The 16,158-nt window shown below is 73.1% G+C and carries 17 protein-coding genes; 11 read left to right on the top strand and 6 right to left on the bottom strand.

Going from position 1 to position 16,158, the window contains the following annotated elements:
* Window positions 1-19 precede the first annotated feature (19 nt).
* The 5 genes from sucB to lipB all read left to right on the top strand — a co-directional run bounded on the left by sucB (window position 20) and on the right by lipB (window position 5,930).
* Window positions 20-1,831 carry a 2-oxoglutarate dehydrogenase, E2 component, dihydrolipoamide succinyltransferase gene (gene sucB, locus ABEA81_RS13210; protein WP_345605290.1) on the top strand — a complete coding sequence of 604 codons (1,812 nt, stop codon included), beginning with the start codon at window positions 20-22 and terminating at the stop codon, window positions 1,829-1,831.
* Between the two features lie 177 nt (window positions 1,832-2,008).
* A complete protein-coding gene (locus tag ABEA81_RS13205; protein ID WP_345605289.1) occupies window positions 2,009-2,902 on the top strand; it encodes a TIGR01777 family oxidoreductase in 894 nt (297 codons plus the stop codon).
* Between the two features lie 55 nt (window positions 2,903-2,957).
* Window positions 2,958-3,566, top strand: a complete 609-nt coding sequence (locus ABEA81_RS13200; RefSeq protein ID WP_345605288.1) for a TetR/AcrR family transcriptional regulator — start codon at window positions 2,958-2,960, stop codon at window positions 3,564-3,566.
* A 67-nt stretch (window positions 3,567-3,633) separates the two neighbouring features.
* Window positions 3,634-5,184: an FAD-dependent monooxygenase gene (locus ABEA81_RS13195; protein ID WP_345605287.1), complete on the top strand. Its 1,551-nt coding sequence runs from the start codon at window positions 3,634-3,636 to the stop codon at window positions 5,182-5,184.
* A gap of 5 nt (window positions 5,185-5,189) precedes the next feature.
* Entirely contained in the window at window positions 5,190-5,930 is a 741-nt protein-coding gene (gene lipB / locus ABEA81_RS13190) for a lipoyl(octanoyl) transferase LipB (protein WP_345605286.1), read from the top strand.
* A gap of 160 nt (window positions 5,931-6,090) precedes the next feature.
* Here lipB and ABEA81_RS13185 read toward each other — a convergent pair whose 3' ends face one another.
* A complete protein-coding gene (locus ABEA81_RS13185; RefSeq protein WP_345605285.1) occupies window positions 6,091-7,023 on the bottom strand; it encodes an LLM class F420-dependent oxidoreductase in 933 nt (310 codons plus the stop codon).
* A 111-nt stretch (window positions 7,024-7,134) separates the two neighbouring features.
* Here ABEA81_RS13185 and lipA point away from each other — a divergent pair, with 111 nt between their 5' ends.
* Complete coding sequence (lipA, locus tag ABEA81_RS13180; protein ID WP_345605284.1) at window positions 7,135-8,136, top strand: lipoyl synthase; 1,002 nt, start codon at window positions 7,135-7,137, stop codon at window positions 8,134-8,136.
* Window positions 8,137-8,174: 38 nt separating this feature from the next.
* Here the strand turns inward: lipA and ABEA81_RS13175 are convergent, their stop codons facing one another.
* A complete protein-coding gene (locus tag ABEA81_RS13175; protein ID WP_345605283.1) occupies window positions 8,175-9,035 on the bottom strand; it encodes an EamA family transporter in 861 nt (286 codons plus the stop codon).
* Window positions 9,036-9,150: 115 nt separating this feature from the next.
* Between ABEA81_RS13175 and ABEA81_RS13170 the strand changes: the two genes are divergently transcribed.
* Together ABEA81_RS13170 and ABEA81_RS13165 are read left to right on the top strand one after the other, a co-directional pair.
* The gene (locus ABEA81_RS13170) at window positions 9,151-9,591 is read left to right on the top strand and encodes an Lrp/AsnC family transcriptional regulator (RefSeq protein WP_345605282.1); all 441 of its coding nucleotides are present in this window, start codon (window positions 9,151-9,153) and stop codon (window positions 9,589-9,591) included.
* A gap of 41 nt (window positions 9,592-9,632) precedes the next feature.
* Window positions 9,633-10,364: a DUF4191 domain-containing protein gene (locus tag ABEA81_RS13165; protein WP_345605281.1), complete on the top strand. Its 732-nt coding sequence runs from the start codon at window positions 9,633-9,635 to the stop codon at window positions 10,362-10,364.
* A gap of 121 nt (window positions 10,365-10,485) precedes the next feature.
* On the opposite strand, the gene ABEA81_RS13160 is transcribed toward ABEA81_RS13165, so the two are convergent.
* Window positions 10,486-10,947 carry an RDD family protein gene (locus ABEA81_RS13160; protein ID WP_345605279.1) on the bottom strand — a complete coding sequence of 154 codons (462 nt, stop codon included), beginning with the start codon at window positions 10,945-10,947 and terminating at the stop codon, window positions 10,486-10,488.
* Between the two features lie 169 nt (window positions 10,948-11,116).
* Here ABEA81_RS13160 and glnA point away from each other — a divergent pair, with 169 nt between their 5' ends.
* The 3 genes from glnA to ABEA81_RS42660 all read left to right on the top strand — a co-directional run bounded on the left by glnA (window position 11,117) and on the right by ABEA81_RS42660 (window position 13,709).
* Window positions 11,117-12,538: a type I glutamate--ammonia ligase gene (gene glnA, locus ABEA81_RS13155; protein WP_345605278.1), complete on the top strand. Its 1,422-nt coding sequence runs from the start codon at window positions 11,117-11,119 to the stop codon at window positions 12,536-12,538.
* A gap of 203 nt (window positions 12,539-12,741) precedes the next feature.
* Entirely contained in the window at window positions 12,742-13,548 is an 807-nt protein-coding gene (locus tag ABEA81_RS42665; RefSeq protein ID WP_425570545.1) for an alpha/beta fold hydrolase, read from the top strand.
* Window positions 13,503-13,709, top strand: coding sequence for an alpha/beta fold hydrolase (locus tag ABEA81_RS42660; RefSeq protein ID WP_425570544.1), 207 nt, complete (start codon window positions 13,503-13,505; stop codon window positions 13,707-13,709). Before ABEA81_RS42665 ends, ABEA81_RS42660 begins: the two co-directional genes overlap by 46 nt.
* Here ABEA81_RS42660 and ABEA81_RS13140 read toward each other — a convergent pair.
* The 3 genes from ABEA81_RS13140 to ABEA81_RS13130 are packed head-to-tail and all read right to left on the bottom strand — an operon-like array spanning window position 13,702 to window position 16,078.
* Window positions 13,702-14,805 carry an aldo/keto reductase gene (locus ABEA81_RS13140; protein ID WP_345605276.1) on the bottom strand — a complete coding sequence of 368 codons (1,104 nt, stop codon included), beginning with the start codon at window positions 14,803-14,805 and terminating at the stop codon, window positions 13,702-13,704. The genes ABEA81_RS42660 and ABEA81_RS13140 overlap by 8 nt on opposite strands.
* Before the next feature lie 44 nt (window positions 14,806-14,849).
* A complete protein-coding gene (locus ABEA81_RS13135) occupies window positions 14,850-15,446 on the bottom strand; it encodes a TetR/AcrR family transcriptional regulator (RefSeq protein ID WP_345605275.1) in 597 nt (198 codons plus the stop codon).
* Window positions 15,443-16,078 carry a dihydrofolate reductase family protein gene (locus tag ABEA81_RS13130; protein ID WP_345605274.1) on the bottom strand — a complete coding sequence of 212 codons (636 nt, stop codon included), beginning with the start codon at window positions 16,076-16,078 and terminating at the stop codon, window positions 15,443-15,445. The genes ABEA81_RS13135 and ABEA81_RS13130 overlap by 4 nt, the downstream gene beginning before the upstream one ends.
* Window positions 16,079-16,158: the final 80 nt, after the last annotated feature.

Raw genomic sequence — 16,158 nt, 5'->3', positions numbered from 1 at the left:
AGAGGAGCTCCGACCCGAAATGGCCTTCTCCGTCCAGATGCCCGCCCTCGGTGAGAGTGTCACCGAGGGCACCGTCACCCGGTGGCTCAAGCAGGAGGGCGACCGGGTCGAAGTCGACGAGCCGCTGCTCGAGGTGTCCACCGACAAGGTCGACACCGAGATCCCATCGCCCGCCGCAGGCGTCCTGCAGCGCATCGTCGCCGGCGAGGACGAGACCGTCGAGGTCGGCGGCGAGCTGGCCGTGATCGGCGACGCCGACGAGGCACCCACCGACTCCGGTCCCGCCGACTCCGCCGGCGGCCGGACGGTGCAGCCCACCGTCGACGAGCCCGCCGAGGAGGTGGCCGAGGCCGAGGAGCCTGCTCCCGCCGCGGCCCCGTCCCAGCAGGAGCAGCCGGCCGAGGCCCCGCAGGCCGCCACGGCGCCCGCGGGCGAGGGCACTGCCGTCCGCATGCCCGAGCTCGGCGAGAGCGTCACCGAGGGCACCGTCACCCGCTGGCTCAAGCAGGTCGGCGACCGGGTCGAGGTCGACGAGCCGCTGCTCGAGGTGTCCACCGACAAGGTCGACACCGAGATCCCCTCCCCCGTGGCCGGCACGCTGCTGGAGATCACGGCGGCCGAGGACGAGACGATCGAGGTCGGCGCTCGGCTCGCCGTCATCGGCGACGCGGCCGCAGGTGGCAGGCAGGAGGCCCCGGCTCCCGCCCCCGAGCCGGCCGCGCAGCCCGAGCCCGAGCCCGCCCGCCCCCAGGCCGAGGAGCGTCCGTCCCCCGCGTCCCGCCCCGCGCAGGCCGAGGAGCCGGAGGAGGCCGAGCAGCCCGCGGCGCAGGACGACGGCTCGCGCGGCGGCGCGCCGTACGTCACGCCGCTGGTGCGCAAGCTCGCCGCCGAGCACGACGTCGACCTGTCCTCGATCAGCGGCTCCGGCGTCGGCGGCCGCATCCGCAAGCAGGACGTGCTGGCCGCGGCCGAGGCGAAGAAGCCCGCCCCGGAGCCCACCCCGGAGCCCACCCCGGAGCCCGCGGCCGCGGCGGCCCCGTCCACGCCGGCGGCCGCCCCGTCCGGAGCGCCCGCGCGGCAGGTCCCGAAGCCCGCGGCCGGCGCGCCGGAGCCGGGCACCACGGTGAAGATGCCGCGGCTGCGACAGGTCATCGCCCAGCGGATGACCGAGTCGCTGCGGATCTCGGCCCAGCTCACCACGGTGCAGGAGGTCGACGTCACGCGCATCGCCGCGCTTCGGGCCCGCGCCAAGGGCGAGTTCGAGCGGCGCGAGGGCGTCAAGCTGACGTTCCTGCCGTTCTTCGCGAAGGCGACGGTCGAGGCGCTCAAGGCGTACCCGCAGGTCAACTCCTCGATCAACGAGGAGACCAAGGAGGTCACCTACCACGGGGCCGTGCACCTCGCCATCGCGGTGGACACCCCGCGCGGCCTGCTCGTGCCGGTGATCAAGAACGCCGAGGACCTGAACATCGCCGGGCTGGCCCGCCGGATCTCCGACGTCGCGCAGCGCACGCGCGAGAACAAGATCGGCCCGGACGAGCTGTCGGGCGGCACGTTCACGATCACGAACATCGGCAGCGCCGGTGCGCTCTTCGACACGCCGATCATCAACCAGCCACAGGTCGCCATCCTCGGCACGGGCAAGATCACGAAGCAGCCCACCGTCGTGACCGGCCCCGAGGGCGACGATGTGATCGCCATCCGCTCGGTCTGCTTCCTGCCGCTCACCTACGACCACCGGATCGTCGACGGCGCCGACGCCGGCCGGTTCGTGAGCGCGATCAAGGCCCGCCTCGAGGAAGGTGCCTTCGAGGCCGACCTGGGCCTCTAGACACCACCGTGAGTGGATACGGGTGCCGGGGCACCCGTATCCACTCACGACCCGGGGGCGAGGGAGGCCGCGCGCCACGCCGGTCACCCCGACATCGCGCCTGGACTGCCCGACGGGACCACCGGCTGACCGGTCCCCCGGTCGCGATGCGGGACGGCTTCCGCGAAGATCTCGGGCGTGCGCGTCGTGGTCGCCGGTTCGTCCGGCCTGATCGGTACCGCTCTCGTCGCCGACCTCCGGCACGCGGGCCACGAGGTCCTGCGGCTCGTCCGGCGGGCTCCCGCGGCCCCGGACGAGCGCGGGTGGGACCCTCCCGCCGGCCGGATCGACGAGGGGACCTTCGACGGCGTCGACGCCGTCGTGAACCTCGGCGGCGCCGGCATCGGCGACCGGCCGTGGAGCGGGGCGCGCAAGCAGCTGCTGCGCGACAGCCGCAACGTCCCCACCGAGGTGCTCGCGACCGCGGTCGCACAGCATCGGGTCCCGACCCTGCTCAGCGCGTCCGGCGTGCACTTCTACGGCGACACCGGCACCCGCGTCGTGGACGAGACGGCCCCGTCGGGCACGACCTTCCTTTCCGAGGTGTGCCGGGACTGGGAAGCCGCCACCGCCCCCGCCGCCGAAGGCGGGACCCGGGTGGTGCTGATGCGCTCGGCGGGCGTGCTGGCCCCGCACGGAGGGCTGCTCGGGCGGCTGCGGCCGCTGTTCTCGCTGATGCTCGGCGGCCGGATCGGCACGGGCCACCAGGCGTTCCCCTGGATCTCGCTGGACGACGAGGTCGGGGCGATGCGGTTCCTGCTGGAGCACGCCGAGGTCGCAGGCCCGGTGAACCTCGCGGGCCCGGAGCCCGCGACGAACACCCAGTTCACCGCCGCGCTCGCGGAGGTGCTGAACCGGCCGGCCCCGTTCGTCGTGCCCGCGGCCGTGCTGCGCACCGTGCTCGGTCAGCTCGCCGAGGAGCTCGTCCTCACCGGCCCGTTCGTGGTGCCGGCCGTGCTGCAGAAGCACGGCTACCCCTTCCGCCACCTGACGATCCGCGACGCGCTCCAGGCGGCGATCGAGCAGCCGTAAAACTGCAGGACCAGCAAATTTGCGGGCTCCGCAAGTTTGCACTAACCTCGGTCCCATGGGGTTGCGCGAACGCAAGAAGGAGCAGACGCGCGCGGCGCTCAGCTGGGCGGCGCTGCGACTCGCCGTCGAGCGCGGCCTCGCCGGCGTCACCGTGGACGAGATCGCCGCGGAGGCGGGCGTGTCCCCGCGCACGTTCAACAACTACTTCGCCAGCAAGTACGAGGCCATCGTGTGGCGGCACCTCGACCGGTTCGCGCACGTCGCCGACCAGCTGCGCACCCGCCCCACCACCGATCCGCTCTGGACGGCGCTCACCGATGCCGTCCGCGCGGTGTTCGGCACGCCCGACCCCGCCGCTCCCGGTCCCCCGGCCGAATGGACCAGCGGGGTGCGCCTGCTCCTGGCGCAGCTCGAGCTGCGCGGCGAGTTCGTGAAGGCGTCCGCCACCGCCGAACGCGAGCTCACGGCGGCCGTGGCGGAGCGGACCGGCACCGATCCGGACCGGGACATGTACCCGCGGCTGGTCGCCGCGGCGGCCGGAGCGGCGGTCCAGGTCGCCAGCGAGCAGTGGCTGCGGGCCGACCCGCCCGTCGCGCTCGCCTCCCTGCTCGACGACGCACTGCGCCAGTTCGCGGCCGGCCTGCCGGATCCGCGCTCCGTCTAGACCCACGTCCAGAACCAGCGTCCCGCGTCGGCGGGACGCCGATCCGTCCTGCCCCGAGGAGGGCTCCGTGTACGACGTCGTGATCGTCGGTGCCGGTCCGAACGGCCTGCTGATGGCGGGCGAGCTCGCGCTCGCCGGAGTGGATGCGGTGGTGCTGGAACGGCTCGCCGAACGGTCGAGGAAGCCGAAGGCCAACGGCCTCGTCGGCCGGGTGGTGGAGGCGCTCGACCGGCGGGGGATCTACGAGCTCTTCAGCGGGCACGACGGCCCGCCGCACCCGGTGCCGCGGTTCATCTTCGGGGCGATCCCGCTGGACCTCACCCCGTTCCCCGATCACTCGCTGCACGCGCTGGGGATCCCGCAGCGGCGGATGGAGGAGCTGCTCGAGGAGCGGGCGGGCGAGCTCGGCGTCCCGGTCCGGCGAGGCCACGAGGTGACGGGCGTCCGCCAGACCCCGGACTCGGTCGCGGTCGACGTGCTCGGCCCGGCCGGGCCCTACCGGCTCGACGCGCGCTACCTCGTGGCCGCGGACGGCGGGACCAGCGGGATCCGCAAGCAGCTCGGCATCGACTTCCCGGGAACCACCGACACCGGGTTCGTGTCCCGGTCGGGCCGGGTCGGCATCGCCGCGCCCGTCGCGCTGGACACCGGTGAGCTGGACGTGCCCGGCCACGGCCGGCTCGCTCCCGCGATGTTCCTGCGGACCGGGACGGGGGTCTTCGCCTTCGCGATGGTCGAACCGGGCTGCTACCGCGTGAGCGCGTTCGAGTGGGGAGAGGAAGGCGTGGAGGACGCCGACGAGATCCCCCTCGAGGAACTGACCGCCGCCCTGCACCGGGTGCTCGGCACCCGGCTCCCGCTGACCCCGCTCCCGGACGGGCAGCCGTACGACCGGCGGCGGCACGTGGGCGTCAACTCCCGCCAGGCCGACCGCTACCGCGACGGCAGGGTGTTCCTCGTCGGCGACGCGGCCCACGTGCACAGCGCCGTCGGCGGGCCGGGGCTCAACCTCGGCATGCAGGACGTGCTGAACCTCGGCTGGAAGCTCGCCGCCGCCGTGCACGGCACCGCACCCGCCGGCCTGCTCGACACCTACGAGAACGAGCGCCGCCCGGCCGGGGAGCGGGTGATCATGCACAGCCGGGCCCAGAGCGCCCTGCTGTCCCCCGGCGCCGACATCACCGCGCTGCGGTCGCTCGTCACCGAGTTGCTGGCCGACACCACGGCGACGCGCCGCATCGCCGACCTCATGGCGGGAGCCGACCTGCACTACCCGGCGCGGTTCGACGGGCCGGCGCATCCCCTGACCCGTCGGTGGGCCCCGGACCTCCCGCTGCGCGTCGACGGCCGGGAGACGCGGGTGGCCGAGCTGCTCAGGGCCGCCCGCCCGGTGCTGCTCGACCTGGCCGGGCGGGCCGATCTCACCGCCGCGGCACGCGGGTGGACGGACCGGGTCGACGTCGTGACCGCCACGACCCCGGAGCCGCCCGCGGACGCCCTGCTCGTGCGCCCCGACGGGTACGTCGCGTGGGCGGGCGAGCACGACGCCGACGGCCTGCGTCAGGCGCTCGGCGCCTGGTTCGGCGCGCCGGCCTTCTCGGCCGCGGGGGTAGCGTGACCGGCATGGTGACCCGCTCCTGCCGCAGCAGCGCCGACCCGCTGCGCATCGACCGCCTCGGCACCGTCGAGTACCGCGCCGCGTGGGACGTCCAGCGCGGCAACGCCGACGCCCGCCGCGCCGGCACCGGCCCCGACGTGCTGATGCTGCTGGAGCACCCGTCGGTCTACACGGCGGGCAAGCGCACGCAGCCCGAGGACCGGCCCACCGACGGCACCCCCGTGGTGGACGTCGACCGCGGGGGGCGGATCACCTGGCACGGCCCCGGCCAGCTCGTGGGCTACCCGATCGTCGGGCTGGCCGAGCCGCTCGACGTCGTCGACTTCGTCCGGCGGCTGGAGGAGGCCCTCATCCGCGTGGTGCACCACGCGGGCGTCACCACCGCGGGCCGCGTCGACGGGCGCAGCGGCGTCTGGCTGCCCGCCGACGACCGGCACCCCGAACGCAAGATCGGCGCGATCGGCGTGCGCGTGCAGGGCGGGGTCACCCTCCACGGCTTCGCGCTCAACTGCGAGCCCGATCTCGCCGCGTTCGACCGGATCGTGCCGTGCGGCATCACCGACGCGGGCGTCACGTCGCTGTCCGCCGAGCTGGGCCGGCCGGTGCCGGTGGCGGAGATCATCGACGCTGCCGCTGCGGCCGTCGAAGCCGTACTGGACGGCACGCTGCCGGTGGCCGAGCACGTCGTGGCGCGCGCGGCCGCGCCGGCCGGGCTCGACCTGCGCCTGCACCCTGCCCTCGGCTAGTGTCCCGAGTCGGAAGTTCGGTGCGTATATCGGCGGATCCAGGTTCTCGCTGCGTGTGCCGGGCGGCGGCCCTCGTACCGGGCGTACTCGGGACGTCGGCCGGTGCGCGCAGCGTGGGGCTGGGCCGCCGAATTGTTCGGCGGACTTCCGGCGGGGGGCACTAGAGCTGGGGCGCCACCTGGGAGGCGATGAGCTCCACCTGGTCGAGGTCGGCGAGGTCGAGCAGCTGCAGGTAGATGCGGGTGATGCCGGTCTTGTCCCGCCACTCCCCCAGCCGGTCGACGACCTCGGACGGCGTGCCGGCGATCCCGTTCGCGCGCAGTTCGTCCACCTCGCGCCCGATCGTCAGCGCCCGCCGGGCCACCTCGGCGTCGTCGCGGCCCACCGCGATCACCTGCGCGATCGAGCGCACGATCTCCGACGGGTCGCGCCCGATCGCCGTGCAGGCCGCGTCGACCCGCTCGAACTGCGCGGCGACGACGTCCACCGGCGAGAAGCCCACGTTGAACTCGGCGGCGAACCGGGCCGCGAGCGCGGGCGTGCGCTTCGGGCCGTGGCCGCCCACGATCACGGGCGGGTGGGGCTGCTGCACCGGCTTGGGCAGCGCGGGCGAGTCGGTGATGGTGTAGTGCTCACCCGCGAACGAGTAGCGGTCACCGGGCAGCGTGCCCCACAGCCCGGTGATGATCTCGAGCTGCTCGGCCAGCCGGTCGAACCGCTCCCGCAGGCCCGGGAACGGGATGCCGTACGCGGCGTGCTCGGCCTCGAACCAGCCGGCGCCCAGCCCCAGCTCGACGCGGCCGCCGGACATCTCGTCCGCCTGCGCGACGGCCACCGCGAGCGGGCCGGGCAGCCGGAACGTGGCGGAGTTCACCAGCGTGCCCAGCCGGATCCGCGACGTCTCCCGGGCGATGCCCGCGATCGTCAGCCAGGAGTCCGTCGGCCCCGGCTCGCCGGACACGTCGCCCATCTTGAGGAAGTGGTCGGAGCGGAAGAAGGCGTTGTAGCCGGCCGCCTCCGCGGTGGTGGCGACGCGCAGCTGGTCGTCGTAACTGGCCCCCTGCTGGGGCTCGATGAAGATCCGCAGGTCCACGGTCCGAACCTAGTCCTGCCCTGCGTGCAGCCTCCGTGCAACCTCCGATGCGCGCATCGCCGGGGCGTAGCCTGGGGCCGTGACGATCGCTTCCGAACGGAGCTTTGCGGAGTGAGCATCAACACCGAGGGTCGCAAGCTCCTGCGCCTGGAGGTTCGCAACAGCGAGACCCCCATCGAGCGCAAGCCGTCGTGGATCCGGACGAAGGCCCGCACCGGGCCGCAGTACACCGAGCTCAAGTCGCTCGTCCGCTCCGGCGGGCTGCACACCGTGTGCGAGGAGGCCGGCTGTCCCAACATCTACGAGTGCTGGGAGGACCGGGAGGCCACCTTCCTCATCGGCGGCGAGCAGTGCACCCGCCGCTGCGACTTCTGCCAGATCGACACCGGCAAGCCCGCCGAGCTCGACCGGGACGAGCCGCGCCGCGTCGCGGAGTCGGTGCGCACCATGGGCCTGCGCTACTCCACCGTCACCGGGGTGGCCCGCGACGACCTGCCCGACGGCGGCGCGTGGCTGTACGCCGAGACGGTGCGCCAGATCCACGCGCTCAACCAGGGCACCGGCGTCGAGCTGCTGATCCCCGACTTCAACTCGCGCGACGACCAGCTCGCCGAGGTCTTCGGCTCCCGGCCCGAGGTGCTCGCCCACAACCTGGAGACCGTGCCGCGGATCTTCAAGCGGATCCGGCCCGCGTTCCGCTACGACCGCTCGCTCGAGGTCATCACGAAGGCCCGGTCGGCCGGGCTGGTCACCAAGTCGAACCTGATCCTGGGCATGGGCGAGACCCCGGACGAGGTCACCGCCGCGCTGCGCGACCTGCACGAGGCCGGCTGCGAGATCATCACGATCACGCAGTACCTGCGCCCGTCGGCGCGCCACCACCCGGTGGAGCGGTGGGTCAAGCCGGAGGAGTTCGTCGAGCACGCGAAGGTGGCCGAGGAGATCGGCTTCGCAGGCGTGATGGCCGGGCCGCTGGTGCGCTCGTCCTACCGGGCCGGGCGGCTCTACGCGCAGACCGTGGCCCACCGCGGCGAGGAGCTCTCGCCCGACCTGGCGCACCTGGCCGCCGAGGGCCCCGCGGCCCAGGAGGCGAGCTCGCTGCTGGCGCGGTAGGCGGCGCCGACGAGGCCGGCAGGTGGGGGATCTGGAGCTCACGCGGCCACGGCCGCTTCCCGCCGCTCCCGGTGCAGCGCGACGCCGCCCGCCACCAGCACCACGCCGGCCATCTCCACAGCGGTCGGCAGCTGCGCGAGCACGATGATCCCGATCATCGTCGCGGTCGCCGGGAGCAGTGAGACGAGCAGTGCGTAGGTGGCGCGCGGCAGCCGCGCCATCGCGAGCTGGTCGCACACGTACGGGATCACCGACGACGTGATGCCCACGCCGATGCCGGCCGCCAGCGCCACCGGGTCGACGAAGGCGGGCGCCGCGTCCAGGAACCCGATCGGCGCGGCGACGACCGCGGCGACGAGCATGGCGAGCGCGAGGCCGTCGATCCCGGTGACGGCCTCGTTCCGCGCGACGCGGTGGCCGAGCACGATGTAGAGCGCGAACAGCACGGCGTTCGCGGCGGCGAACAGGAAGCCCCACGGCTCCGCGACCAGGCGCACGTCGGAGAGCAGCCACACCCCGGCAACGGCCAGCCCGACGGCCGCGCCGTTGCGCGGCGTGCGCGCCCCGAGCGCAGCCAGCACGACCACGGGGAGGAACTCGACCGCTGCGACCGTCCCGAGCGGGATGCGGTCGATCGCCAGGTAGAACGCGCTGTTCATGACCGCCAGCACCGCGCCCCACCCGGCCACGAGCCGGCGTGTGCCGCCGTCGAGGCGGCGCCACACCCGCCACGGCCTGCGCCAGAGCGCGAAGACGATGCCGGCCGCGGCGATCCGGAGCCAGGCCACGCCGAGGACGTCGACCCGGGCGAACAGCAGCACCGCGAACGCCGGACCGAGGTAGTGGAAGACCGCGCTCCCCACGAAGTACGCGTGCGCGGGCAGCCGGTTGCGCTGCACCGGCCTATCGTCGACGGTCCGATCGGTGAAAGCCATGAGCATCGGAAGGCCGGAGGGCATCATGACCTCGTCGCGGACACCTCGTATCCCGAGCGGCCTTCCGGACGGAAGGTCCGTGCTCGACGACGTGAACCGCCGGATCCTCGCCCTGCTGAGCGAGGATCCCCGCCAGAGCGTGGCGCAGTTGGCGCGGGCGGTCGGGATGTCGGCGCCCGCCGTGCGCGAGCGCGTGGCCCGGCTGGAGGAGACCGGGGTGATCCGCGGCTACCGGCTGGACGTCGACCCCGCCGCGCTCGGCCTCCCGGTCACGGCGTGGGTGCGGGTCCGGCCCGGCCCCGGGCAGCTGCCGAAGATCGTGGAGCTCGCCTCCCGGCTCCCCGAGATCAGCGAGTGCCACCGGATCTCGGGCGAGGACTGCTTCCTGCTGAAGGTGCACGTCGCGGCCATCGACGCCCTCGAAGGGGTCCTCGACCGGTTCCTGCTCCACGGCCAGACCACGAGCTCGTTCGTCGTCGCTACCCCGGTGCCGCCGCGCACGCCGGGCCTCGACACCTGACGCGTGCGGTGCCGGCGGCGTGACACCCGTATCCTCGTCACATGGCCGGTGGGAAGCCCGACAAGGAAGCGAAGCAGACAGCCAAGCGCGCGCGGCGTGCGGCGTCCAGGGCGCGCTACAAGCAGATCTGGCAGGCGTTCCAGATGCAGCGCCGCGAGGACAAGGCGCTGCTCCCGATCATGGTGGGCGTCCTGCTGCTGTCGGTGGCCGTCTTCTTCGTGATCGGGCTGTTCTTCGGCATGCAGTGGATCCTGCTGCCGCTCGGCATCGCGGTCGGGCTGCTGGCGGCCGTCAGCATCTTCGGCCGCCGCGTCCAGCGCAACGTCTACAGCAAGGCCGACGGGCAGCCGGGCGCCGCGGGTTGGGCCCTGGACAACCTGCGCGGCCAGTGGCGGGTCACCCCCGGCGTCGCCGGGACCACCCACCTCGACGCCGTGCACCGGGTCATCGGCCGGCCCGGGATCATCCTCGTCGCCGAGGGCGCCCCGCACCGCGTCAAGAGCCTGCTGGCCCAGGAGAAGAAGCGCACGGCCCGCGTCGCCGGCACCATGCCGATCTACGACGTGGTCGTCGGCAACGACGAGGGCCAGGTGCCGCTCGCCAAGCTGCAGCGCCACCTCATGAAGCTGCCGCGCAACATCAACCGCCAGGAGATGGAGTCGATGGAGGCGCGCCTCGCCGCCCTCGGCACCCGCGCGGCGGCCATGCCGAAGGGCCCGATGCCCGCCGGCGCGAAGATGCGCAGCGTGCAGCGCACGGTCCGCCGCCGCTGACCCGATCGCACGAACTGCACTTCGCCCGAGCCCCGGCCCAGCACGCTCCAGGGAGGCTCCGCAGGACGAACGGCACTCTCGGTCCCGCCCCATCGGACGGAAGTGCCGCTCGTACGATCCGTCACGCCCGGCTGCGGACCACGACCGTCCGCGTGGCGCGGTCGTGCCAGCCGCGGCCGTCCTCGTCGCGCACCAGGGGCGGCACCACCAGCGCGGTCATGGCCGTGCGCAGCAGCGCCCGCGGCACACCGATCACCGCCGCCGAGCCCAGCGAGGCCACCCGGATCCCGAGCGCGGTCATCCCCGCGCTCGCGCCGAACACGGCCACCGGCACGGCCGTGAGCAGGTACCAGATCCCGAGCACCGACCAGCCGAGGTTCGGGTCGTCGAGCGCGCCGGGCCCGGTGAGCAGCGCCGCGATCCCGTACGCGAGCAACCAGTCGATCGCGAGCGCCGCGAACCGGCGCCCGAGCCCGGCCACCGAGTTGACGCCCGTAGCGGGCAGGCCCAGCCGCTTGCCGGGGTACGTCCCACCCGTTCCCGCGGAAGCGCCGGGCGGCCAGGACTCGATCCAGCGGGCCATGGGGCCTAGCGTATGCGTGCGCGATGTGACGAGGACCGGCCTCCCGGCCGGGTCCGTTAACTTCTGTGAAACGACCGAGTGACCGCTGGGCAACAAGGCCGCCATACCTTCGCCCAAGACGAGGGCAACAGCCCTACCCGACCACCGTGTCGCACGAAGGAGTCAGTGGGTGTTCAGCAACTCCGAAGAGGTCCTGAAGTACATCTCGGACGAGGGTGTCGAGTACGTCGACATCAGGTTCTGCGACCTCCCCGGAGTGATGCAGCACCTCACCGTCCCCGCAGCCACCGCCGGTGACCTGCTCGAGAACGGCGCCGCGTTCGACGGCTCGTCCGTGCGCGGCTTCCAGGCGATCAACGAGTCCGACATGGCGCTCTTCGCCGACGCCGCCACCGCCCGGCTCGACCCGTTCCGCAAGCACAAGACGCTGAACATCAACTTCTTCGTGCACGACCCGATCACGGGCGAGCCCTACAGCCGCGACCCGCGCAACGTGGCCCGCAAGGCCGAGGAGTACCTGCGCGCCTCCGGTGTCGCGGACACCGCGTTCATGGCGCCCGAGGCCGAGTTCTACATCTTCGACTCGATCCGCTTCGCCTCCAACCCGCAGGAGTCCTTCCACCACATCGACTCCGTCGAGGGCTGGTGGAACACCGGGCGCGAGGAGCAGGGCGGCAACCTCGGCTACAAGATCAACTACAAGAGCGGCTACTTCCCGGTGCCGCCGGTCGACCACTACGCCGACCTGCGGGCCGACATCGTCAGCAACATGATCGAGAGCGGCTTCACCGTGGAGCGGGAGCACCACGAGGTGGGCACCGCCGGGCAGGCCGAGATCAACTACAAGTTCAACACCCTGCTCCACGCCGCCGACGACATCATGCTGTTCAAGTACCTCGTCAAGAACACGGCGTGGCAGCACGGCAAGACCGCGACGTTCATGCCGAAGCCGCTGTTCGGCGACAACGGCTCGGGCATGCACGTCCACCAGTCGCTCTGGAAGGACGGCCAGCCGCTCTTCCACGACGAGTCCGGCTACGGCGGCCTGTCCGACACCGCCCGCTACTACGTCGGCGGCCTGCTGCACCACGCGCCGAGCCTGCTGGCCTTCACCAACCCGACGGTGAACTCCTACCACCGCCTGGTGCCCGGCTTCGAGGCCCCGGTCAACCTGGTCTACTCGGCCCGCAACCGCTCGGCCTGCATCCGCATCCCGCTCTCGGGCAGCAGCCCGAAGGCCAAGCGCATCGAGTTCCGCTGCCCCGACTCGTCCGGCAACCCGTACCTCGCCTTCTCGGCGATGATGATGGCCGGCCTCGACGGCATCAAGAACAAGATCGAGCCCCCGGCCCCGATCGACAAGGACCTCTACGAGCTGCCGCCCGAGGAGGCCAAGGACATCCCGCAGGTGCCGGGCAGCCTCGGCGCCGTGATCGACCGGCTCGAGGCCGACCACGACTACCTGCTCGAGGGCGGCGTGTTCACCCCCGACCTGATCGAGACCTGGATCGACTACAAGCGGGAGAACGAGATCGACCCGCTGCGGCTGCGCCCGCACCCGTACGAGTTCGCGCTCTACTACGACGTGTGATCGTCGCGACGATCTGACGAAGGCCCGGCGCTCCGTCCTCGGACGGGGAGGCCGGGCCTTCGTCGTGTGCGAGGAGCGGGGACCCAGCGGCCGGCGGGTGGCGGCGCCGATCATCGGACGAGCGGCACTCCCGTCCGATCGGGCTGGACGAACGTGCCGCCCGTCCGGCCCGATCGCGTCCCGTCGCCCGTAGGTTCAGCGGCATGAACGCCACCGCGATCAGCCACCGGTCCGTCGACGTACCCGGCCTGCGGGTGCACCTGGCCGAGGCCGGGCCCGCGGACGGACCCGTCGTCCTGCTGCTGCACGGGTTCCCGGAGTGCTGGTACTCCTGGCGCCACCAGCTGGTGGCCCTCGGCGCAGCCGGGTTCCACGCCGTCGCGCCCGACCAGCGCGGTTATGGCGGCACGGACGCGCCCGGGGACGTCGCGGACTACACGATCCTGCACCTGGTGGGCGACGTGGTCGGCCTCCTGGACGCGCTGGGCAGGAGCGGGCCGTGGTGGTGGGGCACGACTGGGGCGCGCCGGTCGCGTGGCACACGGCGCTGCTGCGCCCCGATCGCGTGCGCGGCGCCGTCGGGTTGTCGGTGCCGTTCCGCGGCCGCGGCCCGGCTCGGCCCACCGAGGCGTTGGCCCGCCACTTCGGCCCGGGCCACTACATCCTGTACTTCCAGCCCCCCGGCGTGGCGGACGCCGAGCTGGCGGCCGACCCGCGGGCGACGTTCCGGCGGTTGCTCTCGGCCACGTCCGGCGGGACGTCGCCGCTGCTGCCGGTGGTCGAGCCGGGCACGGGCCTCCTGGACCTCATGCCCGAACCGGAACACCTCCCGGCCTGGCTCACCGAGGAGGACCTGGACGTCTACGTCGACGAGTACCGCGGCCGCGGCTTCACCGGCGGGCTCAACTGGTACCGCAACCTCGACCGGAGCTGGGCGCTCACCGCCGCCTGGAACGGGGCACCGATCACCCGGCCCGCCCTGTTCGTGGCAGGCGAACAGGATCTCGTGATCGCCGGCGTTCCCGCCGACGCCCTCGTCGACGCGCTGCGCGGCACGCTCACCGACCTGCGCGGCGCCACCCTGCTGCCCGGGTGCGGACACTGGACCCAGCAGGAGCGGCCGGAGGAGGTCAGCGCGGCGATCATCGGGTTCGCCGGGGACGTCAGCTGACGGGAGTGGCCGCCGCGTTCAGCACGGGCGGCGCGTAGCCCGCCGGCTTGTCGCCGATCTCGAGACCCGGGCTGACCACCCAGGACTGGTACTGCGCGGTGAACATCGAGTACGGCGACGGCAGCTGCGGTGCGCTCGCCTCGTCGAGCCGCCGGCGGGCGTCCTGCGGGATCTCGAAGTCGAGCGCGGCGAGGTTGTTGTCCAGCTGGGCCGGGCTGCTCGCCCCGACGATCACCGACGCGACGGCGGGCCGGGTGACCGCCCAGTTGATCGCGACCTGGGCCATGCTGCGGCCGAGGTCGGCGGCCACGGACTCGAGGGCCTCGACCACCTTCCAGTCGCGGTCGGTGATCTCCGGGCCGGGCGCCTCGGGGTTGCCGAGCCGGCCGGCACCCGTGACGACGTCCCCGTTCCGCCGGTACTTGACGGTGAGCAGCCCACCGCTGACCGGGCTCCACGCGGTGATCCCCATGCCGAGGGACTGGGCCATCGGGACGAACTCCGGTTCGATCCCGCGCGCGACCAGCGAGTACGGCAGCTGCACCGTGACCATCGGGGTCAGCCCGTGCGCCTCGGCGTGGCTCTGCGCGCGGGCCGCGTACCACGCGGGCACGTCGGACAGCCCGGCGTAGCGGATCTTGCCGGCCCGGACCAGGTCGTCGAGGGTGCGCACGACCTCCTCGACCGGCGTGATGCGGTCCCAGGTGTGCAGCAGGTAGAGGTCGAGGTGGTCGGTGCCGAGGCGGCGCAGCGACGCCTCCAGCGCCCGCATGATGTGCTTGCGGCCGTTCCCGCTGGCGTTCGGGTCGGCCGGGTCGACGGTGTTGGTGAACTTGCTGGTGAGCACCAGCCGGTCCCGGGCGCCTGCCTTGGCGATCAGCCGCCCGAGGATCCGCTCGCTCTCCCCCGCCGTGTAGAAGTCCGCGGTGTCGATGAAGTTGCCGCCGGCGTCGAGGTACCGGCGGAAGATCGCCTCGGCCTCGGCCTCCGCCTTCCCGTACGCCGCGTGGAAGCCGCCGGTCCCGAAGTTCATCGTGCCCAGCGCCAGCCGGCTGACCCGCAGCCCGGACCTGCCCAGCAGGTAGTAGTCGCTCATCACGACTCCACGGTGCCCCGACCAAATTGGACCCGCAAGTCCAATCAGTGGCGGCCCCGCAGGAACGCGATCCCGGTGTCCAGCGCGGCCTCGAGGTGCGCCGTGCTGCCGGTGGACATAAGGATCACCACTCCCCCTTGGATACCGGCCACGAGCGCGGCAGCGGCCCGGTCCGCGTCGACACCCGCATCGACCTCGCCCGCACCCCGCATGTACCGGACGCCCGCGGCGATCTCACCCTCCCAGCGCCGGATCAGCTCCGTGACCACGGCCTGCGCGCCGGGCGTGGTGCGCCCCAGCTGCGACGTCACGACGTTCAGCGGGCAGCGGCGGCCCTGCCCCCGGTAGCGCGCCACCACGGTGTCGCGCCACGCATCCCACGCCGCCCACGACGTCAGCTCCCCCAGCTGCGGCTGCTGGTCCTCCAGCACCCGGTCGGCCTCGTAGCGGGCCACCGCGAGCAGCAGCTCGTCCTTGCCGTCCGGGAAGTAGTGGAAGAGCTGGCTCTTGCTGGTCTGCGTGCGGGCGCGGATGTCGTCGAGCGTGGTGGCGGTGACGCCGTGCTCACGGATCTGCTCCGCGGCCCCCTCGATGATCCGCTGCCGGGTGGCGGCACCCTTGGCGGTGAGCACTCGCGTCATCCGGCACCGGTACGCGTGAACGTCATGTGGGTGACCCCGCTGGGCGCGGAGACGGACTCGATCCCGTAGTCGTTCTCGAGGCCTTCCAGCCCGTCCCAGAGGCGGACGCCCCGCCCGAGCAGTATCGGCACCACCACGACGTGCATGTGGTCGATGAGCCCGGCCGTGAGGAACTCGCGGATCGTGGTGGCGCCCCCGCCGAGGCGTACGTCCGCGCCGTCCGCCGCCTTGCGGGCCGCCTCGAGCGCCTCGGCGGGCGAGGCGTCGAGGAAGTGGAACGTCGTGCCGCCCTCCATCTCGATCGACGGGCGCACGTGGTGGGTGAGGACGAAGACCGGCGTGTGGAACGGCGGGTTGGGCCCCCAGGCGCCCTTCCACTCCGGGTCCTCGTGCCACCCGGGGTGGCCCCACTTCCCGGCACCCATGATCTCGGCGCCGATGCCCCGGTCGTACTGCCGGGTGAAGACGTCGTCGACGCCGCCGCTACCACCGGACTGCCACCACCGCGTGGCGAACATCCACTCGTGCAGCCTCTGCCCGGCGTGACCGAAGTGTGCGTCGGCGCTCTGTCCCTCCCCGGTGCCGAAGCCGTCGAGCGAGATCGCGAAGTTGTGGACGCGGACGAGTGACATGGCCGGCGCTCCCTCGGTGATCGGGTCGGTCGCACATGGTGCTGGTGTTGTGTACACCGCGACTGCCGGCGGGCGGGCGG

Origin of the sequence: Pseudonocardia adelaidensis (genome assembly GCF_039543345.1) — a bacterium.
Taxonomy (GTDB): domain Bacteria; phylum Actinomycetota; class Actinomycetes; order Mycobacteriales; family Pseudonocardiaceae; genus Pseudonocardia; species Pseudonocardia adelaidensis.
The sequence above is the reverse complement of the archived record's forward strand: the minus strand, read 5'-3'. Positions and strand labels throughout refer to the sequence as shown.

Coding starts and splice junctions, on each gene's coding strand:
- lipB (WP_345605286.1), top strand. CDS start 5,190: ATGGTGACCCGCTCCTGCCGCAGCAGCGCCGACCCGCTGCGCATCGAC.
- ABEA81_RS13200 (WP_345605288.1), top strand. CDS start 2,958: ATGGGGTTGCGCGAACGCAAGAAGGAGCAGACGCGCGCGGCGCTCAGC.
- sucB (WP_345605290.1), top strand. CDS start 20: ATGGCCTTCTCCGTCCAGATGCCCGCCCTCGGTGAGAGTGTCACCGAG.
- ABEA81_RS13135 (WP_345605275.1), bottom strand. CDS start 15,446: ATGACGCGAGTGCTCACCGCCAAGGGTGCCGCCACCCGGCAGCGGATC.
- ABEA81_RS42665 (WP_425570545.1), top strand. CDS start 12,742: ATGAACGCCACCGCGATCAGCCACCGGTCCGTCGACGTACCCGGCCTG.
- ABEA81_RS13130 (WP_345605274.1), bottom strand. CDS start 16,078: ATGTCACTCGTCCGCGTCCACAACTTCGCGATCTCGCTCGACGGCTTC.
- ABEA81_RS13160 (WP_345605279.1), bottom strand. CDS start 10,947: ATGGCCCGCTGGATCGAGTCCTGGCCGCCCGGCGCTTCCGCGGGAACG.
- ABEA81_RS13165 (WP_345605281.1), top strand. CDS start 9,633: ATGGCCGGTGGGAAGCCCGACAAGGAAGCGAAGCAGACAGCCAAGCGC.
- ABEA81_RS13140 (WP_345605276.1), bottom strand. CDS start 14,805: ATGAGCGACTACTACCTGCTGGGCAGGTCCGGGCTGCGGGTCAGCCGG.